This window comes from Streptomyces goshikiensis (assembly GCF_014650555.1).
Taxonomy (GTDB): domain Bacteria; phylum Actinomycetota; class Actinomycetes; order Streptomycetales; family Streptomycetaceae; genus Streptomyces; species Streptomyces goshikiensis.
This window is the reverse complement of sequence record NZ_BMVE01000016.1, coordinates 117,388-141,368: the sequence shown is the minus strand read 5'-3', so window position 1 is coordinate 141,368 and position 23,981 is coordinate 117,388. Positions and strand designations below refer to the sequence as shown.

General features: G+C 67.4%; 24 protein-coding genes and 1 pseudogene. 7 read left to right on the top strand and 18 right to left on the bottom strand.

Annotated features, from left to right (window positions below; genetic code table 11):
- Positions 1-10: 10 nt before the first annotated feature.
- Positions 11-199 (top strand): annotated as a pseudogene (locus tag IE248_RS32675) (IS110 family transposase); the annotation flags it as partial.
- Here the strand turns inward: IE248_RS32675 and IE248_RS32670 are convergent.
- Positions 196-618, bottom strand: a complete 423-nt coding sequence (locus IE248_RS32670) for a hypothetical protein (RefSeq protein WP_190032579.1) — start codon at positions 616-618, stop codon at positions 196-198. The pseudogene IE248_RS32675 and the gene IE248_RS32670 overlap by 4 nt on opposite strands.
- A gap of 263 nt (positions 619-881) precedes the next feature.
- On the opposite strand from IE248_RS32670, the gene IE248_RS32665 reads away from it, so the two are divergent.
- A complete protein-coding gene (locus IE248_RS32665) occupies positions 882-2,024 on the top strand; it encodes a hypothetical protein (protein WP_190032578.1) in 1,143 nt (380 codons plus the stop codon).
- A 102-nt stretch (positions 2,025-2,126) separates the two neighbouring features.
- Here IE248_RS32665 and IE248_RS32660 read toward each other — a convergent pair whose 3' ends face one another.
- The 6 genes from IE248_RS32660 to IE248_RS32635 form a co-directional block, all read right to left on the bottom strand.
- The gene (locus IE248_RS32660) at positions 2,127-2,297 is read right to left on the bottom strand and encodes a hypothetical protein (protein WP_190032577.1); all 171 of its coding nucleotides are present in this window, start codon (positions 2,295-2,297) and stop codon (positions 2,127-2,129) included.
- Between the two features lie 759 nt (positions 2,298-3,056).
- Complete coding sequence (locus tag IE248_RS32655; protein ID WP_190032576.1) at positions 3,057-3,929, bottom strand: JmjC domain-containing protein; 873 nt, start codon at positions 3,927-3,929, stop codon at positions 3,057-3,059.
- Positions 3,926-4,348, bottom strand: coding sequence for a DUF6187 family protein (locus IE248_RS32650; RefSeq protein WP_190032575.1), 423 nt, complete (start codon positions 4,346-4,348; stop codon positions 3,926-3,928). The genes IE248_RS32655 and IE248_RS32650 overlap by 4 nt, the downstream gene beginning before the upstream one ends.
- Positions 4,345-5,688 (bottom strand): NAD(P)-binding domain-containing protein, encoded by a 1,344-nt coding sequence (locus IE248_RS32645; RefSeq protein WP_190032574.1) that lies wholly within the window; start codon positions 5,686-5,688, stop codon positions 4,345-4,347. Before IE248_RS32645 ends, IE248_RS32650 begins: the two co-directional genes overlap by 4 nt.
- A gap of 78 nt (positions 5,689-5,766) precedes the next feature.
- Entirely contained in the window at positions 5,767-7,041 is a 1,275-nt protein-coding gene (locus IE248_RS32640; protein WP_190032573.1) for an MFS transporter, read from the bottom strand.
- Positions 7,042-7,141: 100 nt separating this feature from the next.
- Complete coding sequence (locus IE248_RS32635; RefSeq protein ID WP_229895704.1) at positions 7,142-7,735, bottom strand: DUF6423 family protein; 594 nt, start codon at positions 7,733-7,735, stop codon at positions 7,142-7,144.
- A 158-nt stretch (positions 7,736-7,893) separates the two neighbouring features.
- Between IE248_RS32635 and IE248_RS32630 the strand changes: the two genes are divergently transcribed.
- The 4 genes from IE248_RS32630 to IE248_RS38315 all read left to right on the top strand — a co-directional run bounded on the left by IE248_RS32630 (position 7,894) and on the right by IE248_RS38315 (position 12,377).
- On the top strand, positions 7,894-9,198 hold the full coding sequence (locus IE248_RS32630; protein ID WP_190032572.1) for a M16 family metallopeptidase: 1,305 nt from the start codon (positions 7,894-7,896) through the stop codon (positions 9,196-9,198).
- Between the two features lie 98 nt (positions 9,199-9,296).
- Positions 9,297-10,622, top strand: coding sequence for a M16 family metallopeptidase (locus tag IE248_RS32625; RefSeq protein WP_190032571.1), 1,326 nt, complete (start codon positions 9,297-9,299; stop codon positions 10,620-10,622).
- A complete protein-coding gene (locus IE248_RS32620) occupies positions 10,619-12,214 on the top strand; it encodes an MFS transporter (protein ID WP_190032570.1) in 1,596 nt (531 codons plus the stop codon). Before IE248_RS32625 ends, IE248_RS32620 begins: the two co-directional genes overlap by 4 nt.
- A 28-nt stretch (positions 12,215-12,242) precedes the next feature.
- Positions 12,243-12,377: a hypothetical protein gene (locus IE248_RS38315; RefSeq protein WP_268254114.1), complete on the top strand. Its 135-nt coding sequence runs from the start codon at positions 12,243-12,245 to the stop codon at positions 12,375-12,377.
- A 30-nt stretch (positions 12,378-12,407) separates the two neighbouring features.
- Here the strand turns inward: IE248_RS38315 and IE248_RS32615 are convergent, their stop codons facing one another.
- From IE248_RS32615 to IE248_RS32590, 6 genes are all read right to left on the bottom strand, one after another.
- Complete coding sequence (locus IE248_RS32615) at positions 12,408-12,740, bottom strand: hypothetical protein (protein ID WP_190032569.1); 333 nt, start codon at positions 12,738-12,740, stop codon at positions 12,408-12,410.
- A 159-nt stretch (positions 12,741-12,899) separates the two neighbouring features.
- Entirely contained in the window at positions 12,900-13,139 is a 240-nt protein-coding gene (locus IE248_RS32610; protein WP_190032568.1) for a hypothetical protein, read from the bottom strand.
- Positions 13,136-13,837 (bottom strand): hypothetical protein, encoded by a 702-nt coding sequence (locus tag IE248_RS32605; protein WP_190032567.1) that lies wholly within the window; start codon positions 13,835-13,837, stop codon positions 13,136-13,138. Before IE248_RS32605 ends, IE248_RS32610 begins: the two co-directional genes overlap by 4 nt.
- 196 nt (positions 13,838-14,033) lie before the next feature.
- Positions 14,034-15,068, bottom strand: coding sequence for a tyrosine-type recombinase/integrase (locus tag IE248_RS32600; RefSeq protein ID WP_229895703.1), 1,035 nt, complete (start codon positions 15,066-15,068; stop codon positions 14,034-14,036).
- A 27-nt stretch (positions 15,069-15,095) separates the two neighbouring features.
- Positions 15,096-15,254, bottom strand: a complete 159-nt coding sequence (locus IE248_RS37875) for a hypothetical protein (protein ID WP_229895702.1) — start codon at positions 15,252-15,254, stop codon at positions 15,096-15,098.
- Positions 15,255-15,373: 119 nt separating this feature from the next.
- Positions 15,374-15,997, bottom strand: coding sequence for a PadR family transcriptional regulator (locus IE248_RS32590; protein ID WP_190032566.1), 624 nt, complete (start codon positions 15,995-15,997; stop codon positions 15,374-15,376).
- 114 nt (positions 15,998-16,111) lie between these two features.
- Between IE248_RS32590 and IE248_RS32585 the strand changes: the two genes are divergently transcribed.
- Positions 16,112-17,728 carry an FAD-dependent monooxygenase gene (locus IE248_RS32585; protein ID WP_190032565.1) on the top strand — a complete coding sequence of 539 codons (1,617 nt, stop codon included), beginning with the start codon at positions 16,112-16,114 and terminating at the stop codon, positions 17,726-17,728.
- Positions 17,729-18,068: 340 nt separating this feature from the next.
- Here IE248_RS32585 and IE248_RS32580 read toward each other — a convergent pair whose 3' ends face one another.
- The 5 genes from IE248_RS32580 to IE248_RS32560 form a co-directional block, all read right to left on the bottom strand.
- Entirely contained in the window at positions 18,069-18,608 is a 540-nt protein-coding gene (locus tag IE248_RS32580; RefSeq protein WP_190032564.1) for a hypothetical protein, read from the bottom strand.
- Positions 18,609-19,165: 557 nt separating this feature from the next.
- Positions 19,166-19,612, bottom strand: a complete 447-nt coding sequence (locus IE248_RS32575; RefSeq protein WP_190032563.1) for a DUF6233 domain-containing protein — start codon at positions 19,610-19,612, stop codon at positions 19,166-19,168.
- Between the two features lie 92 nt (positions 19,613-19,704).
- Complete coding sequence (locus IE248_RS32570) at positions 19,705-20,667, bottom strand: hypothetical protein (protein WP_190032562.1); 963 nt, start codon at positions 20,665-20,667, stop codon at positions 19,705-19,707.
- 30 nt (positions 20,668-20,697) lie between these two features.
- The gene (locus tag IE248_RS32565) at positions 20,698-22,965 is read right to left on the bottom strand and encodes a hypothetical protein (protein WP_229895701.1); all 2,268 of its coding nucleotides are present in this window, start codon (positions 22,963-22,965) and stop codon (positions 20,698-20,700) included.
- 30 nt (positions 22,966-22,995) lie between these two features.
- Positions 22,996-23,334 (bottom strand): hypothetical protein, encoded by a 339-nt coding sequence (locus tag IE248_RS32560; protein WP_229895700.1) that lies wholly within the window; start codon positions 23,332-23,334, stop codon positions 22,996-22,998.
- Positions 23,335-23,981: the final 647 nt, after the last annotated feature.

Here is a 23,981-nt window from a genome sequence, read left to right as displayed (position 1 = left end):
CCGCACGTTCTCCGCGTTCGCTGCCCTGGGCGACCCGGCATCGCGGATCTACTACGACAAGAAGATCGCCCAGGGCAAGCACCACGCCCAAGCCCTGCTCTGCCTCCCCCGACGACGAGCCGACGTCCTCTTCGCCATGCTCAGAGACGGAACCTTCTACGAACCGCAGCCCGTTAGGTCCGTCGCCCTGCAGATCTAGACCATGGTCAGGAGGTGGTCCGTGGGGCCGTAGTCGATCTTCCAGTCGGCATAGACCCCCGCGGCGCCGTCCTTCTGGCACCGCAGCCCAACGGTCACCCAGCGGACCGATCCGTCGTCGGCCAGGGAGAACGCGACCGCGGTCTCGAACTCCCCGCTCCCGCACGGGCAGCAGGCCTCGCCCGGATCCGCGTCCTCCCAGAACTCCTCGCTATCCGCGATGAACGCGCGGACGCCGCAACCAGCGCACACTCGCTCGGCTCCGCCCTCGACATCGTCGACGAGCACGAAGAACACGCGCCCGCCACACCCGCCGCAGACGGAAGGAACGATCTTCACCGGACGGCCGTCGGCGGCGTTCCGGAGACACACCGCGAGCTCCGCAGAGACACCCTCGCCAACCTGATCATCAGCATGCACGGGCACATCGTTCCAGACGCCCGAACCAGCACCCGTCCACCTTGACCAAAGTGATAGGGCCCCCCGCAGAGAAGCCGTCAGCCCTGCTGCCGCTACGGCGTCGGAGCAAACTCGCTTTCTCTCGGGGCGGACCAGTTGTGGTGTGACTTCGCCGCTGCCAGTCCCACCCCCACAGCGCGAGGAACTCCGGGTCCAGAGCCCGAAGGATCTCCTCCATCCGCCCGTTGCCGTTCGCAGCTGGCAGACATTAGGGATGCCCAGCTGTGGTCGACGATGATGCGGGGATGACTGGTCAGGGCTCTGCCGCAATTCCGGCGCTGCTATTCGATGAGGACCACGTATCCGCGCTCATCGGTGGCTCGGCGATCGCCGGACCGTTCATCGTGGGGGGCGCCAGCATTGTCATAGGCAACGCGGGCACGGTGATCGTCGTCGAATCGAGTGACGCACCCACCATGAGCGGCGTGTGGAGCGCTGAAGAGGTCCGTCTGATCGGGCCCGCACCTGCCCCGGTCACCGAGCGACTGGTGGGGTCGCCTTGGGGCACGGACGAGAGCTCGTTGCCGATCCACATCGCGGTCCGCCTCGGAGAAGAGATCCTGCACCTGGGCACTGCCAAGCTGAGCCAGGCCAGCACATCCAACGGCGTCCTTACCCACTGTGAACTGCGGTTTGAAGCATCCTTGAGTCGCCAACGCCTCAACCGGGTACGCCCGCTACGTTTCCCGGAGGACCTGCCGGGCCTCGAGTGGCTAAGGAATGTGAACGGTGACCGTGCGGCAGCGCTGGAACAGTTCGTCAGCGGCTGGTACACCGCCGAAGGCGCCACCGAACCACCTGCCGCCTGCTCTCCCTCACGCTTGCCTGCTGGACTGAGGCAGCTGTACCGCCTTGCGAAGCAGCGGCCGGGCGCCCTCGGGACCCAGAACAGCATCTTGCCCGAGCCCGACCTGCATACCGACCACCTGGGCGAGATGCTCGTCTTCGGCGTTGAGAACCAAGGAGGCTTCTTCTGGTCACTCCTGTGGACGCTCGACGGAGCCGAGGCCGATCCGACCGTCTGGTTCCGGGAATTCGACGAGGAACCGATCGCAGAGCAGGAACCGCTCAGCGGCTTCTTGATCCAGTTCTCCCTCTTCGAAGCCTCCATGAGTGCCGACTACCTGGCGCTGCCGCGCACACTTACGGTTGCACAGGTCGCTCGGCTAACCGAAGCGCTGCACCTTGTGCCCCTGGGTCCCTTCTGGCCGTGGGCACCCACTCACTTCTACGTGGCCCCTGGCCTCGTCGTGCATGTCAGCAGCGAGGACGGCGAAGAGTTCGATGTCTGGGCCGGCGCCAGCCACCGAAGCGCCCTGGCCCCGCTGGCCGACCTGCCCGTCGACTGGATCCGCTTCGACGGCTGACGTCACAAGATCAGCGACAGAGTCGGGAGCCACAGCCCAAGCCAGCGCGTCCGGAGCCTGCAGCAGCAGAAGCTTCGTGGTGGCAAGAAGTGCCCCTTCAGGTCAATCCAGGGGACGTGCTGCCGGCAGCCATTCGACTTCGTCGTCGCCGCGTCGGAGATCTCTCCTGAACGTCAGCGCCTCACGCCCGATGCCCAGCGCATCGAGCAGGATGTCGATGGCTGCTTCGTCGTCGTCCGTTTCGTTGATGACGGACACGAGGGTGTCCGTCATCGGGCTGTACTCCATGCGGTGGCGCCCCTGAGCCCTCGGTTCGGGGTGGAAGGCCGCCCTCGCGGGTGGCTTGCCCAGCCTTCCCTGAGGCTTGCCCTCGGCTCGCGGGGCCTGGCCTCACCGTGTGTTCGGCAGTGCGTCCAGAGTGCGCGTTCCTCGCCGTGGACCGGTGCAGCAGCGGCACCAGGGCCTCTGCGTCGGCGCCGCGGTCCGCTTCGGCCCGCGCCCGTTCCCGTTCCCGTTCCCGCAAGACCACCGGCCAGGACTAATCAGCAGGCTCGATGGCCGGGCGCTCACCCACCGGCGCGGCCAGCTCCGGGGCGTAGAGCGTGGCCAACGGCTCCGGACCGGCGTACCGGCAACACGGGCAGCGCCGAGCAGCCTCATCCGCACCGGCATCCACCGCCGGCACCGACGCGTAACACAGTGTGTCCCGCACGAACTCGACGACCAGCCGTTCACAAGCCCGCTCTGCTCAAATAAGGTCGCCCCTGGCTGAGGCAGCCCCACCCGAGCTGGGCCCCGTTTCCGGGCTCATATTCTCCAGAGCCGTGCCCGTCTGCGGCCGCCCCCATCCACCGATCCGTGACTCAGTGTGGCCAGTGCACAGAATCTGAGCCAAAATGCGAAGTCATGAAGCAACGGCTTAGCGCCGATGGCCAAGGTGACTGTCAAAACGCTGCTCTTCGACGGGCGCAAAGCCAGTTCCGACCCCCAACCCCATTGGCCGCACGGCACCGCCCCCTGCCGCGCCCTCTGTCAGGAGCCGGCCGCTGCCTGGTCCACCTCCTGCGCCCACTCCTCAAGACCGCGGGCGGTACGCCGGATCTGCTCCGCGAAGCCGACTAGAGCAGAGCTGCCGGGACGCGGCACCGCCTCATCAACGGAGACCGCATCGAGGAGTATCCTCCGCACCCGCTCCTCAATGACGTTCCTGGCCGTATCCGGCAAGACCTGGAAGGTCACGTGGAGCGAGGCGGTGTCCATGGTGGAAGAGGCGTGCAACCAGCCGCGTGGAATGTACAGCAGATCGCCGGGGCGCAGGTCCACGGTCACGACGTCCCTCTCGTCGGCAGGGTGTCCGGCGGGGGGATGCCCGCCGGACACCGGGAGCCGGTCGGACAGCGGGGGGCTCAGAACCCAGTGCTTGGTCCCTTCCAACTGGAGTAGGAAGTTGTCCTCGCCGTCGAAGTGCCGGGCCAGCCCTCCAATGTGTGGTGGGGTCAGGAAGGCATGGGCCTCTGTGCGGCGTCCTACGTCCGCTGACAGCCGCTGTCCCAGCTCCGCGACGGAACGGTCCAGCAGTTGGAGGCCTGCGAGGATCACGGTGGCGCCGCTATCCAGATGCTGGGCGATGGAGGCTGGGTCGACCAAGTCATCGTGGACCCGCCCTCCCACCTCTTCCTCTCGGCAGAGCAGCTCGTCTGGAACGGGCCGTCCGCCGTTGATCACGGTGACAAATCCGCTGCGCAACGCCCCATACTGGAGCAGCCCATCGAAGGACTCACGTGTGAACACCGACTCAAAGGCGGTGGGATCGGCGTCGCGCAGAAGTACAGGACCCTTCTCCCAGTGGCGGGCGTAGAAGTCATCCGTGAGCTGGATCGTGGGCGGCCAAGTGTCGTACTTCACAGGCTGGCCCTGCGTTCGTGAACCCGGGCGTCGAACTCTTCACGCCGGATCAGGCAGACGGTGAGGAGCACCGTGAGGGCGGCATCACGGGGCATGCCGATCTCCGTGGCGACGGCGGTTCCGAAGCGGATCAGATTTTCCCGGGGTGCGCCGTTGCGGCGGATGCCGGTCAGACCTGCTCCAACGAAGCGAGGCTGCATCTCCTCCCACAGGTCCAGGCCTGCCTCGACAGCCTCGTCCCAGCTGATGGACCATCCATCGGTGTGAGCGGCTCGCTCGACGGCGATCATGAGGTGGGGAACCCGGTGGGTGTGCAGGGCGATTCCCAATGCGGCCAGGATCCGTTCAGTGGGTTGGCCCAGCACGATGCTCTGCGGTTCGAGTGCCGCTTCCTCGGGGGTGTACTGAGTGACGATCATGCGCTCCTCCGGGCTAGCTGTGCGGATTCCGGGGTGGTGGCAATCGGGCGGGAGTCCGATGCCTGAAACTGTTCCCGTAGGGCGTCGGCGATGCGGGCGGCGGCGACCCGGTGTCCGTCGATGTTGCGGGTGGCCGGGCCGAGAGCGAGAGAGCCGAGGGCTCCGATGGCGTAGAGGCCGGGCACTCCGGAAACCTGGAGGGTGTGCTCGTCCATGAGGGGCATGCCCTCATGGAAGGTGAGCTTCGCCCCCGACACCTGTGCCGTGAAGACGGTGTTGGTACCGAGCGCCAGATGGACCTGGTCGACGCTCAGTGGCGCGCCGCCCGCGATGGCGAGGTGGGCTCCTTCGCCGTCGGTTTGCAGGTCCGTAATCTCCGCGCCGCGATGCACGGTGAGCAGGCCGGACTCTTCCCAGGCCTGAAGCCGGGGCCGGAATTCGAACATGATCGAGGGGCGGCGTTCGACGGACAGCATGCTGCGGCGCTGCTCCAAGGAGTCCTGATGGAACATCGCGCGGCCCTCAGGGCGGAAAAATGCCGCGTTGACGTCGGCGCACTGGTAGTGCTCGGTCCCCCGGAACACCCAGTCGACCGGAAGGCCGCGGTTGCAGAGGTCGTGGACGATGTGTGCGGAGCTGAGTCCGGCTCCGATCACCGCGTGCCGCCCGCCGGCCGGGCGCTCGCAGTGTTGGTCCCAGTAGCGGACGTGAGTGGAGGTGGTGTCCCAGTGCTCCGGAGCAGGCCTGCGAACTTCTCCGACGGCGAGGACAACGGCTTCGGCGCGTACCTCTCCCCGGTCGGTCAGGACCCGCCAGCCGGCGCCGTCCGCAACAACCTCCCTCACGTCCGCCCTGCGGGCCTGCCCGGTGACGCCATGGGTGGCGGCGACGTGCGAGCAGTAGCCCTCGAAGACATCGAGGGGGGCGACAGCACGCTGCCCGGACTGGGCCATCCGGACTTCGTTCTGCTCGGTCGCGGTGAGGTGCTCCCAGTTCAGACGGGCGAAGTCGAGCATCTCGCAGTCGCGGTGGCCCTCGGCTCCCGGGTGGTGCTCGTAGGGGCTTCGCAGAATGAGCTGGCCGACGGCCGCGACGCGTTCGAAGAACTGGCCACCCAGGCGGGTGCCGCGTTCGAGAATCAGGTAGTCGCGGATGCCGTGGTGCCAGAGACGCGCCGCGAGAGTGAGCGAGGCCAGTCCGCCACCGACGATGACGACGGGGGCCGAGGCCGGCAGGGCGGGTAGGTCGGGTACGACCAGGGCCGCCGGGGTGGCACCTGCAAGACGGCGTCCGCGTGGGCTGTCGAGGATTTCCGGCGCTGGGATGAACGTGTGAGTCATGGCTGTCTCTCCCGTAGAGGGCGGGGTTCAGCACCCGCTGTCAGCGGGAGCGGATGAACGCTTCAGTGGGGTCCGGGGTCAGGAGGAGGCTGAGGGAGCTGCCTCTGCGGGCTCCGCCGTCCCACTGGCGCGGTTCATGGAGACTCGGGCGACCCGTGCCAGCAGCAGCGGCGTCGCGGCGGCAATCCCGCAGAACCCGAGGGCCAGCAAGGCTTTGCGGGCGCCGAAGGCCAGCACAAAGGCTCCGCCGCCGGCCGCTCCGAGCGTGCGCACGGCACCGTTGACGATGCCGGTGGCGGCTGTGAGCCTCCCGATCCTGTCGGCCGGGGTGAAGATCTGGCGGGCCGAACCGGCTGTGATGAAGGCGAGGGCGGAGCAGCCGTCCATAAGCAGGACCGCGACGAAGGCGCCGCCGAACGATCCAGTGACAGCGAGCCAGATACAGGTCAGCGCGATGCCCAGGAGGGACATGCCCAGCAGCGGACCCCAGGGGGCCCGTTCTACGACACGGGCGACAAGGAAGCCGACAGCGAGGCCTCCAATGCCCGCTCCCGAAAGCACCAGTCCCACCTGGAGTTTACTCAGGTGGAGCTCCTGCACCGCCAGGCTGATGATCGTGACCCCTGCGGCGCCGGCCGCCAGGTACAGGTAGGCGCCGCCTATCTGGAGCAGGCGCTGGGTCGGGTCCTTGATGAGGAGTCTCACGCCGGCCAGCATCTCGGTGCGTCCGAGGCGCTGTGGGGCGGCATCCTCACCGGTTTCCGTTTCCCGGGCCTCAGTCTTCTCGCCCGGGCGGGAGTCGGGCAGCCTCAGTAGTAGAAGGGCGGAGGCCAGGAACGAGGCTGCGTTCATGGCAATGGCAGCTGAGCCGGAGAGACGCGTGAGAACGGCTCCCGCGACGGCGGGACCGGCGAGAGTGGCGGCGGCGTCGCCTGTCTCCAGGACGGTGTTGGCGCGCATGATGCGGGTCGAGGGGACCAGAGCCGGGAGGTAGGACTGGGCGGAGACGTTGAACAGGACGTCGCCGCAGCCGAGCAGGAAAGAGATCAGGACGAGGATCAGTGCGGAAGGGTTCGGGCCGAACAGTGCTACGGCGAGGCCGACGGAGAGGACCGCGCGCCAGAGGTCGGCGGAGATCATCAGGCGCCGTCGTTCCCGCAGGTCCACCCAGTGCCCGATGGGGAGGGAGAGAAGGAAGGTTGGTGCCACGTTGGCCGCTGTCACGAGCCCTGCGAGCAGGGCGTCTCCGGTCGCCAGGAGGATGACGATCGGCAGGACGGTCTCTGCCAGCCGGTCGCCCAGAATCGAGACGGTGCGCGCCGTCACGAATCGCCCGAGTCCCTTGTTCTTCATGTCGGTTCTCACTTGCTTCTCTGTGCTTCCATCCTGCCTGCGGACATGCCCGTACTCAGGGGCGGCCGCTTGATACGGCCGCCCCTGAATGCTGCGGACGTCAGCCGGTGATCAGCGTGACCGGGATGAACAGCTCGATGGCGGGCCGCGGCGGCATGCCATTCTCCACCGAGGAACGGATCTGCTCGGCGAGACGCTGCTTGACCGGCTGCGTCGGCTTCTGGGGCTGCTGCGGGCTGGTGCCGGGAACCTCCGCCGGCGGCGGCACGAAGCGGGCGTGGCTGATGACCGTGCGCTTGCTGGAGGCTTCGATGGTGAACATCTTCAGCACGGCCTCGCCGGGACGCACCTCACCGTCGTAGAAGGTGATGCGGTCCTGGTCCGGCGTCATGAAGGTCTGCGCGAACTGGCGAGAGACGATCTGGGCGTCGGCGTCGGCGACGAAGCGGGTGTTCTCGTCACAGGTCATCTGCCAGGTCAGCCAGGGCAAGTCGGTCAGGTTCGACTCGCTCTTGATGACCTGCCAGCGACCGGGCTCCGGAAGTTCGAACGTCACCACGATGTCGTGGCTGTTCACGTCGATGGCGCCGCTGATGAGCAGGGTGCGCCTGCTGAGGTCGGCGGTGGCTGCCATCTGGATGTCCTTGGCGCGCAGCGTCCCGATGTCGATCCCGGACTCATGAGTGATTGTCACAGGGTTCCTCTCGTTGCTCCGTTGCTGGAGTGATCACCATCCTTGACGTTTGCAATCAAGAGCGTCAAGAGTTCATCCGGACATCCTGGGTCAGGGAACCAGCACGTTTCTTGAATCCAGCCTTGCGGCGCCCTACCGAGAGACCGGTCATTTGCGACATGAACACCTCAGCTATCGCCCGTTTTTCGCTTACTAACGGCCTGCGCGTGATTCTGGATCCGCACGATGCCCATGGCCTGGTTGGAATCTCCGTGCACTACGACGTCGGATTTCGGACAGAACCGATCGACAAGAACGGGGTGGCTCATCTCTGCGAACACCTCCTCTGCGACGGCGCGGACACCGCGCTCACAGGGGCGGTACTGGAGGCGGGAGGCCTGCTCAACGCGACCACTCAAGCTGACTACACCGAGTACTACGGCGTTCTGCCCGCTGAGGGTGCCGAGTCGCTGCTCCGCCTGGAGGCCGACCGCATGGCCACACGGAGGGTGGCCGAAAGCGCCTTGCGTGAGCAGGTGCGCGTGGTCAAGGATGAGATCCGGGCCAACATCGACGGCCAGCCGTTCGGTGGATTCCCCTGGATGTGGCTCGGCAAGGCTGCCTACACACTTCCCTCTCACAGCCATAACGGCTATGGGGCCCAGCGGGTGGAGACCCTTTCTCGCGCGGACGTCGAGCAATTCATCGCCGACCACTACGCGCCAGGATCGGCAATCCTGACCGTAAGCGGATCTTTTTATTCCGACCACATGAAACGACTGGTCGAGAAAATCTTCGGAGGAATTGGAGGGTCCGATTCCAGAACGGAGACCGATCGCAGAATTGCAATCACACAGAGTAAATCAGCTCACTCGGTCCCGGCCGAGGAACCCCCGCTCCCCTCAGACCGCACCCTGGTGCGGCACGACGCACACGCCCCGCACCCAGCCACCGCAGTCGTCTTCCGGGCTCCCGCCGACCGCGGCCTGACCCACGAGCTGCTGGCTGCCGTCGTACTTGCCGACATCTTGGCCGACCATCCGCTGGGACGTCTCGATCGCATGACCGCCGCTCGTGGAGACATCAGCGAGGTCGGCAGTTACCTTGGCCTGTTCGGCAACCCCCTCGACGGCCGCGCACCGTTGCCGTTCGTCGTCGAGATGTTCCACGGACAGGAACTCAACGCCCCTGCCGTCCTCGCCATGGTCCGACGGGCACTGGCAGACATCGCTGCGGACGGAGTTGGGCAGGAGGAGGTGACGCGCACGGCACACCGGATCGCCGCCCAACTGTGGCGAACCCAGGACCAGCTGATGGGCCGCACCCTGATGCTCGGTTCGATCGAACTGATCCACTCGGACGCGGCCTCGGCCCTCAGCCTCCCCCGCACCCTGCTGGACGTGACCGCGGCCGAAGTACGCGCCGTCGCGGCCGCACTGCTCGACCAGAACGCTGCAGTACTCGCCCTGGAGGTAGACCAGTGACTCTCGGAGCACCCGCGCTGCCCCGGCAGGTGGTCGCCGCCGCGGATGGACAGTACTCTCCCGGCACCCTCGCGGTGCGCTACGGAGAAGTGCCACTCGTGGAGATCAGCGGCTACACCCCCCTGCGCACGGAACTGACCGGCTCGACCCCACACGCCCGGGCCTTGCTCACCCTGCTCGCCGACTACCTACCCGGCGCCGGAACCGAGGAAGTGGCAGACGGCACGGAACAAGACGAGGAGCGCAGCCTGGAGCTCCTCGCCGCATACCGCGGGGCACAGGCCGACATCACCGTCTACGGGACCGGCTTGCTGTGGAGCCTCTCACTCACCGCCGCGGAGTGGCAGGACTTCCTCGGCCGCGCTGCAGACCTCCTCGCTACGGCAGGGGACAGCACGAGCGGCCTCACGGCGGTACGCGAAGCGGCGGAAGCGCGGGAGAACGTGGCCCTGCTCGACCACCACTACGTCGCGTCGGCGCACATACGTGACCTGCTCGGCTTCGGACACCCCTCTCCGGCCTCAAAGGACAGCAGGCCCGGCCCCGGACCCGCCGAACTACGGGCGGCCGAAGCGCTCCTCACGAGCCGCCGGGCACTGAGTTGCCTGGATCTGGAGGCCGCCCACTTCACGGCAGTGGCCGGGATCGATGCCGACGAACTCGGCCAAGGCCTCGCGGTGTTCATGACATCGCTACGCACAGCTGCAGCCGATGCTCGCACCACCGCGCCACTGCCCGTCTGGCCCCCACAAGCCGGTTCGAAGCCCCCCTCACCGGCTGTAGTCGATGCTCCCACCTCGCCCGCGACCGAGAGAGATCGGAGCCGAACCCTCACCGCAGGCGGCGGCGACACCGCCTGCCTGCGCGTGGCCTGGCCCGCTCTACGTCGCGACCACCCCGACTACCCTGCCTTCTTCGTCGCCCAGCACGCACTCGGCGGGGGATACCGATCCCGGCTGATGCGGATCTTCCGCAACGAGGCTGGCTGGAGCTACTCACCCTGGAGCGTCATCAGGCACGAACCCGGTTTCTCCTACGTGGAGTTAAACATCGAGGTTCCTGTCGAGCACTGTGAGGCCGCTGAGACCGCCCTGCTCACAGCCGTCGCCGGCCTGTCACGGGAATCACTGCCCGAGGACGAACTGCGCCGGGTCATCGGGATGGCTCAAGGGACCGCAGCCGCCGCCCTCGCGCCGCAGCGGGGGCTCGCCGCCACACTGACCCACATCCGCGCCCTCGATCTTTCCCCGGACTGGCTCTGGCAATGGCCCGAGACTCTGGCTCGGGTACAGCCGGAGGACGTTCTCGAAGCCGCCCGGCGCCATCTGCGTGTCCAAGAGGCCCTGAGTGTGACCGTACGCCCGACCCGCACACCGGCGCCCGCCTACAGGACAAGCAGCCCTGCGCAAGGAGCATCAGCATGAGACAGCCGCAGATACCCGGGATGATCCCCCGCCCATGGCTCTTCTGGACCGGAGTCGGTCTGAGCTCGCTCGGGATCGCCCTCCACGTGCAGATGCTCTTCGACATCTCTCCCTCGGGCGGTGCCGCAAGCCACAGCGGGCACACGGGCCACAGCAGTGTTGTGATGTGGCTTGCCGTAGCCGCCATCGTCGAGGGCGTTGTCCTCGCGGGCATCGGCCTGGTTCCCAAGCGCCGTACTTCGGAATCCGCGACGGCGGTGACCGAGGATCCCGCACCGATTGCCCCGGAGCGCCGGGCGACGCTGCGCACCCGACTCGTCGTGGTACTCGCCTTCGCTCTGATGGTCGACCAGATGAAGCCCGCGACGCTGGCCTTCATCCTGCCCGGCGCCCGTGCCGAATACGGCCTGACGGCGGCCGAGGTGTCGATGCTCCCGCTCGGTGCGCTGTGCGGCACCGTCGTGGGCTCGCTCGTGTGGGGCCGGCTCGCTGACGTGATCGGCCGCCGCGCGGCCGTGCTCCTCGCGGCACTGCTGTTCGTGGCCACCACCGTATGCGGGGCGATGCCTACCTTTGAGGGCAACGTGATCATGTGCATCATCATGGGAATGCCGGCAGGAGGGATGCTGCCCATCGTCTACACCCTGCTACTCGAACTCCTCCCGAACCGCAGCGCAATGATGGTGCTGACGGCAGGACTCACATCCGTGGGCGGGTACCTCGCCGCCAGTGGCCTGGCCGCCGTATTCGTCCCCATGCTCGGCTGGCGGAGCCTGTGGTTCCTCCAGTTGCCTCTCGCCCTTGCCCTCCTGGGACTGAACCGTTGGATCCCCGAGTCTCCGAGTTTCCTGGCGGCGCAGGGCCGCCACGCCGAAGCACGCCGCACCGCGCTTTGCTTCGGCTTGCCTCAGCCCGTGCCCGAGCCCCGCACCCCCGGTGGGGTGCGCCCACTCTTCAGCGCGGCCTACCGCCGACAGAGCACGCTGATCTGCGCCTTCGCACTCTCGTGGGGACTGGTGTATTGGGGGTTCATGACGTTCCTGCCCACGGTGCTCAGCCAGGCGGGACTGCCGGTAACCGCACCGGAGATCCTTTTCTACTCCGCGCTCCTGTCGATCCCAGGAACGGCAGCGGCCGCATGGCTCTACAGCCGGTGGTCGACCCGGCGGACGATGACCCTCTACGGAGCCCTGTCGGCTCTGGGCCTGCTGACCCTCACGACGGTCCCACTCGGCGAAGCTGCCCTGGCCATCCCTGCCCTCATCGGCCTGCTGACAGGCACCAGCGGAGTGGTGGCGGTCCTGGGACCGTATACCGCCCAGACCTACCCGACCGCATTCCGAGGCATGGGGAACGGACTGTCCGCTGCCTGTACGAAATCGGGCGGAATCATCGGGCCGCCGCTGATCGGATCCATGCTCTCCGTCATGCCGCTGGGACGCGTCGCCATGCTGGTCGCCGTACCGATCGCGCTGTCCACCGCAGCTGTCTCCTGCTGGGGCCGCGAGACGGGTGTTGCGCCGGCATCGAGTGTGGACCCAGTGAAAACGGAGCACGCACACACACCGGAGGCGGCGGGCGCCCGGCCCTAACATGCTCGATGCCACCGTCAGAGCCCGTGTGGGCACCGACACTGACCTCGCGCCCGTCACGCGCCCGCGTACGGAACCCTCGCGGTGCGGCGGCCCGGTCGTCCTGGCCGTAGTCACCGACCGGGAGGGCCGCTGGTGGCAGGTCACGAAGTGCTGCTCCTGATGCGTGGCAGCCGTCCATGAGTGGTCGCGGTCAGCGACGCGGAGGGATCTGCAGCGCGGCGATCCAGGCCCCGAAGGCGAACTGCAGCAGCTGGGAGGCGATGCCCGCCTGACCGAGAGGGAAGCACACCGTCGCCGTGCTGAAGGCGGTGGCGCCGCTCCAGAAGAGGCCGGCGCGGGTGTACGTGCGGCAGATCCGGGCGGCTTCGGCCCGCTGGGCGCGGCGCCGGTCGTGACGAAGCCGCTTCACTCGGCGGCGCTGCGTGAGGAGCCGGCGCTTCTCGGCCTCGATGAGGGTGTCGAGGGCCGTGATGGTCACGGGGATGTTCTCACCCTGGGGTCCGGGCTGGGCGATGCTGGTCATGGGGCTGTTTCCTCGATGTCGCAGTTCCCGCTGCTCGTGGTGTGGAGCCGGTCGAGCAGACGGTGCAGAGACACCCGTGTGTCCCTGTGCGAACACCAGTAGGGCCGGACCTCCAGGCGTTTGCTCCTGGGTGTCCGGCCCTGTGTGAAGGTCTACGGCTTACGGCCTCGGCGCGCCCTGGCCTGCCCGATCAACGAACCAGGATCCAGCGGCGCTGGCCAACAGCGCGATCATGCCCAGCCCTGCACCACGGATTGGATCAGCCGAACGGGTTCGGGAAGGGAGCAGCCCCTTGATCGAGAGCAGGGCGATGAGGAACGAGTCCCAGATCCGCGAGACCTTGTAGTGAAGCAGCGCGACGATGGTCCGCATCGCCAACCTGCAATCCTTGTTGATCATTTTACTCCCAATCCTTCCGAGCCTCGCTCGGATCCCCCCGGGCCAACCGCGTTCGAATATTGCGTCGCAACTTCGACGGTGAGTGCCTCCAAGCAGCCCACCTGCGGTGTGCGCGGACCGCGGCATGCCGCGTGCCGTGCACACCGCAGGAGAGGATGCTTGAGTGTCACGGCCGCCTGCGTCGAGGTGTAGCCGTCGAACTTCACGAGCAAGAGCGCAACGAGCTCCGCCGGCTGCAGTTCCGCGGTGAGCATCTTGCGGTAGTGCTCCATCTCCAGGCGTTCCTCCACGGAGGCCGCGACGGAGTCCCGGTCAAACTCCACCGGGTACCCCGCAACCGGCATCGGGGATTCCTCCAGCACCCAGGCGTCGTCGCCGATGAGCAGCTCACGCTTGCGCTGTCGGGCCAGCGCGATGTTGAACGTCCGCACCGCGTTGCCGAACGACTTCCACGCGTAGTCCTTGATTTCCTTCACCGGCCCTCCCTTGAGCCGGGTGTGCAGGCCCTGGAACGTCTTGTCGGATACGTCGCCTTCGTGCACCTCCCCCACGTTCACGAGGACGTGGCGGCGGAACGAGGGTTCGTTGGCCTCGACATATCCCCACTGCGACCGCGAGTCCGAGGGCAGCAGCTCCTCGGGGCACAACAGGGGGAGGATGCTGTCGCGCTGACCAGGCATCAGCCTGAGCTTCTTCACGTCGCTTGGTCCTTCTTCTGGCTTCCAGCAGGTCCACGGGCTCCCCGCCGAGCGCCCGCTGGTAGTTCCAGTCCGCGTGGCGCCCGATCCGTTTGACTCGACCGATGTGACCTGCGCCACACGGTTGGAGGTCCGGGATGGCACGCCGATCCAAATCGGACGCTCTGCCTCCCTGCCCTCTTGGCGCAGCACGGTTTCATCTGTGCGGGCCCCGTGAACGCCCGGCCGCGCGATGCAAGACGCCCCCGCACCCTTTCGCCGAGGACCGGCCAGAAGCATCACCATGGGGTGTGACCGAGATACGTGCCAAAGGGGCAACGGGATGATCTTGAAGCCCTGATCCGCCGGATCTACGTGCGGCGACGTGTAGCGGGTCGCGTTCGGCGACGTGCCGAGCGACCGAGTCGACGCCAGGTCGTGCGTATCGCTCCAGGGAACGGACGGAGGCGTGGCGGGAGCGAGCCAGCAGCATCGGGGTGGAGGTGCCGTCTTCCGCGTCGTGCGTGAGGGCACTGTGCCGTAGCCGGTGAAGCGTCCAGCCGTCCAGATCCTCGATGTCGTCGGGCGAGGCGAGGGGGTTGGCCAGCAGCCGGGTGTTCTCCTCGAAGATCTCCTCAGCCCGGCGGTACGAGAGCCGGGCCCGCCCTGTCTCCGGGCACACGTCCAGCGTCGGCGTCCCTGCCGGTGCCTTGCGGCCGGTGAGAAACAGCGGGCCGCGGGTGCGGCCCGCGATCAGACGGGGCAGCAGCTGGGCGGTGCCGGACTGCCAGTGAATCCACTCGGTCACCCCGCCCTTGCCGGTGATCTTCCCGCGCTTGTCCTGCGGGTACAAGTCTTCCACGTTCAGGCACAGCACCTCGTCGGCCCGTGCGGCGGACTCGTAGAGCATCTTCCACTGCGTCTTCTCCCGCAGCGCGACGTCGAGGCGCCACAGGGCGGCGATCTGGTTCTCCGCGAGAGCCTTGGTGCGGTCCGGCGGCGCCGGCCGCCGCTCGATGCCGATCGTCGGATCGCCTTCGATCCAGCCCTGGCGCTGCCACCAGCCGAGCGCCTTGCGTGCGATGGACAGTTCCCGGTTGACGGTGTCGGCGCCCATCTCGTCCGCCCGCGCCGCCGCCAGCTCGGCCAGCACCTCCGGCAGCACCGGGTCGTCGATCGCGGCGACGGGGAAGACGGGCGGCTTCGCGCCGCGGCGAGCCGGTCCGGTCGGCGCGGGTTCGCCGGCGAACATCCATCCCCACGTCGTGAGCGAGATCCGTTAGATCCGCGCGGAGGACTTCGCGATGCCGGCGCCGGTGAGGTACCGCTCGACCGCCGCGGTGTACGTGGCCGGAGGGGCGGACATGGGCACGAAGCGGGCACGCGGCAACCGCAACGCGCCCCCGCCCTTGAGCTCGTTCACTGGTTCGACTGACACGCCCGCCCCGTCCTTCCGGTACTGCCGCAGTAAATGCGTACACCTCGCCCCTGCGGCCGGAAGGTCCCGCCGCAGGTCGCGATGATCACGGCAGAGGCTCCGCCGCAGTAATCCGGCATTTACTGCGGATGCCGCACTGTGCCGCCGGGGTCTTTGCGGCGGGGGCCCAGCGAATCGGCTCGCGTTTCGGAAGGTTGGCGCTGGTGCTCGGCAGCCTCGGCTCGATCGAGTTGCTCCAGGGCCCAATGGCCCCACTGCTGTTGCGCCTGATACTGGTGGACGCCGTACTCGATGGCCAGCCGGCCGAACCGCAAACGGCCACGAGGGTGGGACTCGGTATCGGCGGCGTCGGCGAGAGCGCGTAGTTCGGCCGCCACCTGGTCGGCTTCTTCGAGGTGGCGGAGCACCAATTCGCGCGCCTGCGGGATGTCCAGTGCGGACAGCAGGGACATGCGCAGTACGTGTTCGTCGCGGACGGCCCGGGGCCTGGGTGGGGACAGCAGCCAGTCGCGCAGCTCGGCGCGGCCCGCGTCGGTGATCGCGTAGGTGCGGCGTCCGCGCGCGCCTTCCTCGGTGACGGCGATCAAGTCGCTGTCGGCGAGTCGCTTCAGCTCTGGATAGATGTGGCTCTGCCGGGCGGTCCATGCGTATTTCTGCAGCGAGCGTTCGAAGCGCGCGGTCAGGTCGTAGCCGCTGGCAGGCCCATCTTCCAGCAGGCCGAGAAGGGCGTGGCGCAGGGACATCGTGTCCATCCTCCGAAGACAGGTACCAATTGACAGGTCCAATTGTAGGTATCAGAGTGAGTGAGGGCCAGAGGTCGACCGGACATGGCCTGCGCTGCCGGGAGGGACGGGGTAATGAACGACGTTGATGTACTGATTGCGGGGGCCGGGCCGACCGGATTGACTCTGGCCTGTGACCTGGCCCGCAGGGGAATCGGATGCCGAGTGATCGAACAGACCCCCGGTCCCACGAAGGGTTCGCGGGGATTCACCCTCAAGCCGCGCAGCCTGGAGATCTTTGACGACCTCGGCATCGCCGACCGCATTGTCGCGGCTGCTGACATCCAGTCAAGAACCCGCTTTCACCTCGGTACTCCGTTGCTGTTTGACATGCGAATGCCGCCCGCGCCGCCCACTGCCTCGCGCCCCTACCCGAACTCTGTGGCGCTGCCCCAGTGGCGAACCGAGTCGATCCTGCGCGATCGGCTGGCCGAGCTGGGCGGAAAGGTGGAGTTCGGCCGCCGTCTGACCGGCTTCACGGCCGATGGCGACGGCGTGACCGCCACCGTCGAAAACACGGATGGGGCCGGGACGGAGACCGTTCGGGCCGGCTACCTGGTCGGGGCCGACGGCGGACGCAGTCCGGTACGCCGCACACTTGCTCTGCCGTTCTCCGGGTCCACCGACGAGGACACCAGAGCACTCATCGCCGACGTGCGCATCGACGGGCTGCCCGACCGCGACGCAGTACATCTGTGGATGGCGACCAGCGGCCACATCCTGGTCGCCCGCCCCACCCCTCACGCCGAAACCTGGCAAGTCGTGGCCTCGCTCCAGCAGGACCCCAGCGGCCAGTGGCCGCAGCCGTCGCTCGATACGCTCCAGCGCGCGGTTATCGAGCGGACCGGACGCCGCGACATACGCCTGGCGGACCCGGCCTGGTTGTCGGTGTGGCGCTACAACCTACGCATGGTCGACACCTACCGGGCCGGACGCGTGCTGCTGGCCGGTGATGCCGCCCACGTGCACAGCCCCTTCGGTGCGCACGGCATGAACACCGGCATCCAGGATGCCTACAACCTCGCGTGGAAATTGGCTCTGGTCCTTCAAGGCATCTGCGCTGACAGCTTGCTGGACACCTATGAGGACGAACGGTTGCCGGTTGCCCGCGCGGTGCTGGCCGACAGCCACCGGCGATTCTCAGCGGCCACCCCACCCCAGGCAGTCCGTCCGGTGGTGCGGTTCGCCATCAAGTCGTTCCTCGCCCGGCAGCAACGCCGCGACCGCAACGACCACCCCACCTACCGAACCGGCCCGCTGACCACCCACCTCGCCGGTCGGCGCAGCTCTCTGCGCGCTGGTGATGTCGCCCCCGACGGCCCTGTGCAGACCGTCAACGCTGCGGCACGGCTATTCGACATCCTCCGCGGCCCCCAGTTCACCCTCCTCGCCTTCGGCGCCAGGCCCGCCCCAGAGATCTACCGGGAAATCAGCGGACTCGAAGACCACCTGCACGCCTACAGCGTTGTCCCGGCGCTGGACTACGGCACAGCTGCCGGTCCGACGGTGCTGATCGACCGGACGAGCCGTCTCTTCCGTGTCTACGGTGCACGCGAAGGCACGCTTGTGGTCATCCGTCCCGACGGCTATATCGGGCTGATCGCCCATCGCCCGACCGCCTCCACACTTCGCGCCTACCTTCATCGGATGGGCATCCAGCTCCCGCAGGCAGAAGGTGATGCCGCTCCTTGAAAACGGCGCACGACCAGGACCTCACCGGCGTCACCGCCAAGACCGTCCTCGGCGGCTCCCACCTTGCCGGCCGCCCTGGCCTTCCGCCTCATGGTCGCCGCCCGGCGCTACTCGCCCCCACCCGCGCCTGACTCCGCAGCACGAGACAAGCAGCGCCCCAAGCCATAAGAGGTGGCTTCGGGCGCCGCTTCGACTGCTCGGGCATTACCCACACGAGGAAGATTCTGGGCCGGACGGTCAAGCGGCCTGGCCGAGGCCGGCGGCGGTCAGATCCTGCTCGCGCAGCGGGGTGAAGTCGACGTCGAGCTTCGTGTCGTACGCGTCGGGCTGGATGCCGAGCTCATGCGTGGAGTACTCGCCGAACCGGTTGATGTGCTCGGTCAGGTACGGCGAGATGCGCGCCAGGTCCTCCGGGTCCCGAGACCTCGGTCCCGTCGTTGGCGATGGCGTATTCGCGGGCTTCCAGCCGGTAGTGGTGCCGGCCGGTCTTCGGCGGGTTGTTGCAGTACACCGCGAAGGTGGTGTCGTTGTACTGGCTGCTGGTGCGGGGCCCGACCATGGAGCCGGTGACCCGGTGCCAGCCGCCGTTGTCCTCGGCGAACTGGGCGTTGGTCCACTGGGTGCGGAAACCGCCCGAACAGTCGTCGCTCGTGCCGCCCTTGATGCCGTCCGCGAAGACTTCGCCGACCCACAGGGTGCACAGGAACGAGGTACCGCTCGCGATCTGGCTGCCCGAACTCCGGGCTTCACTGACCAGCACCTTGGGAAGCCAGTTCGCCGCGTCGTTGGCCTTCGGGTCCGCGGCGTCCAGCACAGGGCTCGTGTACGTCTTCTTGCCGTCGTAGCCGAAGTGCATCACCGACGCGTGCTGGCGGTGCACCGGCCGACACCGAGCCCGACTGCGTCGGCCCCGGCTGCGCCGTGGCGGTGGTGATGGACAGAACGGTCGCGGCCGCCGCGGCGGCCGCTGCGGCCAGAGTCCTCGTGAAACGCACAGGTTTCCCCTCCCCGTTGAAGGCCCGGCCCGTCGGTCCGGGCCAGAGGGGAATCGTTGTGCGAATAGAGGCTGCCGGGAGCTCTTGTGAGGACGTTGGCGCGATCAGCGCCTGGTGGATTTCTGCCGTTCACCGGACCGGAGGTGAAACCACAACCTCCCCATGACCGCTCACAAGGAGACGGACAGCTGAGAAGCAGCGAGGTGAGAGAAGCCGGGGCCGGTTCGCCGGGAGCCGCCGACGCAACTTCTAACCAGAAACCCCTCCACCGCATTCAGGCCAGCGGGACGGCGAAGGGCACGACCCCCGCGACCACCGACACCCGGCTGTGGGACATCGCCGCCGCCATGCGCCGCCGAGGCTGGCTGTTCGCAGCTTCCGAACGGTAGGTGGTGCCCTGATGCCCGCCCTCGATGACCGAAGCCGCCCGGGGCCGTTGCCGTTACCCGTCGAGAAGGCCGAGCTCGCTGTCGGGCCGGCACTGTGGGCAGGCGATGGCCGACGGTACGGTCCGCAGCACCTCCAGCACCCATTCCCGGGTAGCTGGCTTTCCCCGGTTGGTGATCCTGCAGGCGCCGGTGTGGACGCGGTCGGGCCGACGAGAGACACCGATGCCGTACTCGACCCACCACCACGGTGGCTCCAGTGGCGGCCGGCGGTGAGCCCGCTCTTCCTCGGCGGCCCGAACGACGCCGATTCTCTCGTCGACGCGGGCGAGGGTCAGCTCCAGCCAGCGCCGTATCACCAGGAGCTGGTCCAGTGCCGGAGGCAGGGGCAGAAGGGAGTCAGCCATGGCTGGCCACGCCGCCTCAGTCACGTCGCCGGGCTCCATCGGACGGGTCTGCTTCGGCTTGATCTCGCGGTAGGCGCTGAGCCCGATTCGCTCCACCTCGGCGAGTGACCGTACATCCTCGGTTTGACCACCGTGTCGAGGAATGCCGTGAAGAGTACTGTCCTGGCCTGCTGCGCCGGGTAGTTGGGTTACGACTTGGCCTCGCGGTAGGCACTCAGCGCGCTCCGATCCACTTCGGCGAGCAGAGCCTGCCGAGTGGACTCGTCAGTGTTCCGTGCCTGGGTCCATGTGCGGGCGATGTCGACTCCTTGGGTGCGGAGGCGGTTGGCCAGTTCAGCCTCCGGCGTGTTCCTGAGGCCTTGAAGCCATGTCGCCGTGAGGTAGGCGGCAGGGTCCTCCTGGTAGCTGCCCTGGGTGGTCGGCTCACGCAGCATGCGGTCGCGTACAGCGGTCCGCCACGCTTGATCACGGGCGAACGTGTCAGCGACGCCGTCCAGGATGCCGAGTGCTCGGGCGTTCTTCGTTGGAGTCAGGGAGAGGGCGCCTTCCGTCGCGTCGCCCGGGATGGCTGCGAGCTGCTGCGCCCCGTACCGGGTCTCTGCCAAACGCAGGATCGCGTACGCCTGTGGATCCCCGGAGACGGCGTGCACGACGTTGCGGAAGACGAGGTTGTCGACTGCCAGGTGATAGGTGCCTGAGGTCTCCCACGGGCCGTCGTCCGGGTCCCCCTTGACGACGTACTGGGAGTCGAGTCCCGCGAGCAGCTCATGCGTGTCGTCCGCGAAGTCCGCGAGCACGGTGGCCAGTGGCACCCGCAGAGCGGCATCGATCCGAAGATTCTTCGTGTATCCGAGCCCGGGAGAGAAGAACACATCCTTCACGGCCTGCGCCTGCGCCTGTGAATGCCTGCCCTGCTCGGCGGCCGTGGCCTTCACGATGGCCTGACCGAGCACGGCACAGCTCATACCGGGATGCACGTCCGCCCCCACGGACTTCTGTACCCGCCCGTCCTCGGGCAGGCCGTTGCAGGGAGCGGCCGTATCGCGCCCGAAGGTGAGCCATGCGCCGAGCGCCCCCACCAGGGCCAGACCCGCCAGCAGCACGGACCATATCTTGAGCGGCGCCGTACGGCGGGTCGTCTTCCCCGTCATGGCTGGCCCCATTCCTCTTCGTCGTCCGGCTCAGTTGGCCGTGTCGGTCAGGTACTTCTGCGCGGTCTCGGTCCCGCGTACCCGGCCGTCAAGCACGTTGCGGGTGTAGTTCTGGACGTCGGCCTCGGGGATGTCAGGCCGCTCCGTCGCCCATTCACCGACCATGATGGGTACCTGCTTGTTGATGGAGAGGTAGGTGTCGGCAATCTCGGGATTGGCCTTGGCGTCGACCGCAGCCTTCATGCGGTTGTCCCATTCCCAGGCCCAGGTGTCGACGCCACGCTGGAGCGAGTCGCCGAAGGCGACGGACATGGTGGCGCCGGCAGCACCGATGGGTGTGGTGAAGTACAGCGGGGTCACGGCGCCACCGATGACGTGGTAGGCGACCTTGGCCTTCCAGTCCGCTGCGCTGTAGCCCGCCATCCGACCGTCGTTGATCACGTCCTCCCTGATGGAGCCCAACGCGCCGAGGGCCGTGCCTGCCTTGTTGAGGGGGTTGGTCATCTCCGATCCATGCGCTCCGTGGGGAATCTGTTCCAGTGAGATGTCGATGTATCGGGACTCCGCCTTGTGGAGCGTTCCGTAAGCCTCAGGGTCCTCCGAGAGCCCGCGCATGAACTGCACCAGGTCCTTGGCGTCTGCCGACATGTGCGTGGAACCGCCGTCCTGGAAGAGTCCGGTGTCGGCTGCGGAGACGTATCGGCGGTCGAGGCCGGCCAGGATCTCGTGGGTGTCCGCCGTGTACGAGCCAAGTGCGCGGGCCAGCGGTTCGCGCAGGTTCGCGTCCACGCTCTGGGCGGGGCCGAGCTGCTCGATGACGCTGTGCATGAGCCGGGCCTGCGGGTCGGTGTGGTTGACGGCGGGCCAGGGGTCCTGGCCGGTCCCCAGCGGCGGGTAGCCGGTGGCGCCCGCTTCGATGGCCGCGCCCAGGCCGGTCCGGTTGCCGGCGTCGACCGTGTCGTCGCCGTGTATTTCGATGTTGCCGCGCCAGCTCGTGGTGTTGGTGATCTCCCAGTCCCGCTCCTCGAGCAGGTAGTGGAGGTTGTCGTTCTTCCCGTCCGGACCCGGATCGAGGTACGAGGTGGAGGCGGCGGGGTCGCGGCTCATGATGCCGAGGAGGCCGTCGAGGGGGTCGTGGGCGAACCAGGCCTTGTCCGTGCCGCCGTAGTTTCCGTACCGGTCCCAGATATCCGGATTGCCGCCCTGTTTCTTGTCCTCTGCCTTGCGGATGTCGTCCGCCATGTCGTGCAGGAACGGGGCCGAGTAGCCGTCGCCCTGCTGCATCAGGGTGACCAGGCTCTGGTAGCCGCGGACTTTCTCGCTGTGCCCCGGGGCCACCGTGCTGACGTCCTTGCCTGCCCCCTTGAGGTCGTACGAGGCGAGCCCGGCGTCGTTGAGCTGCGTGCGGAAGTTCTTGTAGAAGTCGGACTTGGGGTCCTGCATGGCGTTCGACAGTGAGTTGGCGAGTCCCTTCTGCAGGTCCAGGTACTTCTGACGGCCCGCCTTGTCATCGACGTAGGCCAGGTCGCTGAGCCTGTTGGTGAACTTCAGGGTGTTCTGTGCGCCCATCCCGTTCAGGAACGTCTGGGTGAACTCGGGGCGCGAGGAGTTGTCGCGGAAGGAACGGTCGAGTTCCGCGTAGTCGGCGGCCGAGACGTTCCCGCCGCTGTTGACGCGGGTGGCGATCTCCTCGGCGTTGCGGGCTTCGTAGACCTCGATGTCGCCCTGTGCGCCGGCGTTGAACCCGTCGAGGGTCCCGTCGTTGCCCTTGCCGAAGGCGTCCTTGTTGCTGTCGACGCCCACCGCGTCGAGGGCGATCTTGACGCCCTGGTCGGCTTCGGACACAGCCTTCACGCAGTCGTTGATGTGCTGTTGCCACTTGGCAACCGCATCGCGGATGGTGGTTTCACCGTCCGGGTCATGGTGGATCGCGCTGCGTTCCTGCGCGGTGAGCTTCGCGTAGTCGTAGGCGACGTTCCCCTGCTCCGAGACGGTCATGCCGGCCTTTATCGCATCGTCTCGCGCACTCTCGACCCTCTTCTTGAGGTCGGTGAACTGGCTGTGCGCGTCGCGCAGCAGGCTGGCGACAGCCTTGGCCTGGATCTGCGCGGCGGAGTACTCGTAGCGGGTGGCTGCGAAGCTCGTGTGGGCTACCCCGACACTGATACCGGTCCAGCTCTGACCCATGGTGATCTTCTGGACGCTGTCGCCGTAGCGGGTTTCGACCTTCTTCAGTTCACCGGCCATCGAATCCCACTTGCCTGCCGCCGTCGTCAGTAGGCCGAGGTCCGTGGTCATCACTTCGTGGTACGTCAGCACCGCTTCCCCCTACAGCCCGTTGAGCTTCGACTGGGCGCCGATCGGCCGGAACTGGTCACCCAGACCGATGTCATTGCGCACGAACAGACCCGAGGCGCCCCGCAGGGAGCTCTTCTCGGAGCCGAGGCGGCCCATCAGGACCTTGACCTGCTTGTCCCACGTGTCCGCGACCTTCTTCAGGCCCGGGGCGGTGTCCCAGCCCTCGAAGCCCTTCACGGCAGTGTTGGTCGCCTCGTCCGCGTGCTCTGTAGCCGTCTTCGTGTTCGGCTGCAGCTCGGTCTCGATCGCGTTCGCCGCCGCCGTCTTCTCGGCCGGCGTGGACCCGAAGCTGCCCGACCCCCCGGGCACTAACGGCCCTGCGGGGGTGCCCGTACCGTTCAATCGCGTGTCCACCTGCTCGTCGGCCGCGCCAGCGCGCGACCGAGCCCACTTCCGATCGAAATCCCCCACCATGCGCCTCTCGTCGGCATTTCTTGATCATAGACATGGCAACTGCACACATGCCAAGCCCCCAGGCGCGCCCGGCCGAGGCCCGTGGCCGCACGATCGAAGAGCAGTCCCACCCGGCGATGCGGCCCCGGATGGGCGGCGGCTTCGGCGCCGGAAACGGCCCAGTTCAGTCTGAATATCGCTGAACACCCGACCCGACGGCTGAGCTTTTGCTTGCCGGCCACACAGGGCGGCGCCCGGGGGCGACGATGAACAACATCAAATCACCGGGTGGGTGGCCTGGGGGGTCCTGCGGGAAATCACCCACTACCTGCTGCTGTCGGACTGGGGGTAGCCGGGCCAGGGCTCCGGTGGGGAACGGCTCGGACGAGCCAGCCCCACCGGAGCCGAATGGAGACGCCAGGATTGCCATTCACCGGCTTGCCACTCAGCTGGCCTCACTGCTCTTGGCGATACCGAAGCCTACGGCTGTCGCCCTGCTGTGCGGGCTACTGAACGAAATCAAGCAAGACACACCCATGGCGTTGGCCTCTGCGAAATGATCT

Bases quoted from the DNA above. Each gene is read 5' to 3' on its own strand.
- IE248_RS32645 (WP_190032574.1), bottom strand. From the start codon at position 5,688: ATGACTCACACGTTCATCCCAGCGCCGGAAATCCTCGACAGCCCACGC.
- IE248_RS32565 (WP_229895701.1), bottom strand. From the start codon at position 22,965: ATGACCACGGACCTCGGCCTACTGACGACGGCGGCAGGCAAGTGGGAT.
- IE248_RS32590 (WP_190032566.1), bottom strand. From the start codon at position 15,997: ATGTCCCTGCGCCACGCCCTTCTCGGCCTGCTGGAAGATGGGCCTGCC.
- IE248_RS32570 (WP_190032562.1), bottom strand. From the start codon at position 20,667: ATGACGGGGAAGACGACCCGCCGTACGGCGCCGCTCAAGATATGGTCC.
- IE248_RS32660 (WP_190032577.1), bottom strand. From the start codon at position 2,297: ATGACGGACACCCTCGTGTCCGTCATCAACGAAACGGACGACGACGAA.
- IE248_RS32630 (WP_190032572.1), top strand. From the start codon at position 7,894: ATGAACACCTCAGCTATCGCCCGTTTTTCGCTTACTAACGGCCTGCGC.
- IE248_RS32640 (WP_190032573.1), bottom strand. From the start codon at position 7,041: ATGAAGAACAAGGGACTCGGGCGATTCGTGACGGCGCGCACCGTCTCG.
- IE248_RS32600 (WP_229895703.1), bottom strand. From the start codon at position 15,068: ATGTTCGCCGGCGAACCCGCGCCGACCGGACCGGCTCGCCGCGGCGCG.
- IE248_RS32610 (WP_190032568.1), bottom strand. From the start codon at position 13,139: ATGATCAACAAGGATTGCAGGTTGGCGATGCGGACCATCGTCGCGCTG.
- IE248_RS32620 (WP_190032570.1), top strand. From the start codon at position 10,619: ATGAGACAGCCGCAGATACCCGGGATGATCCCCCGCCCATGGCTCTTC.
- IE248_RS32650 (WP_190032575.1), bottom strand. From the start codon at position 4,348: ATGATCGTCACTCAGTACACCCCCGAGGAAGCGGCACTCGAACCGCAG.
- IE248_RS32615 (WP_190032569.1), bottom strand. From the start codon at position 12,740: ATGACCAGCATCGCCCAGCCCGGACCCCAGGGTGAGAACATCCCCGTG.
- IE248_RS32585 (WP_190032565.1), top strand. From the start codon at position 16,112: ATGAACGACGTTGATGTACTGATTGCGGGGGCCGGGCCGACCGGATTG.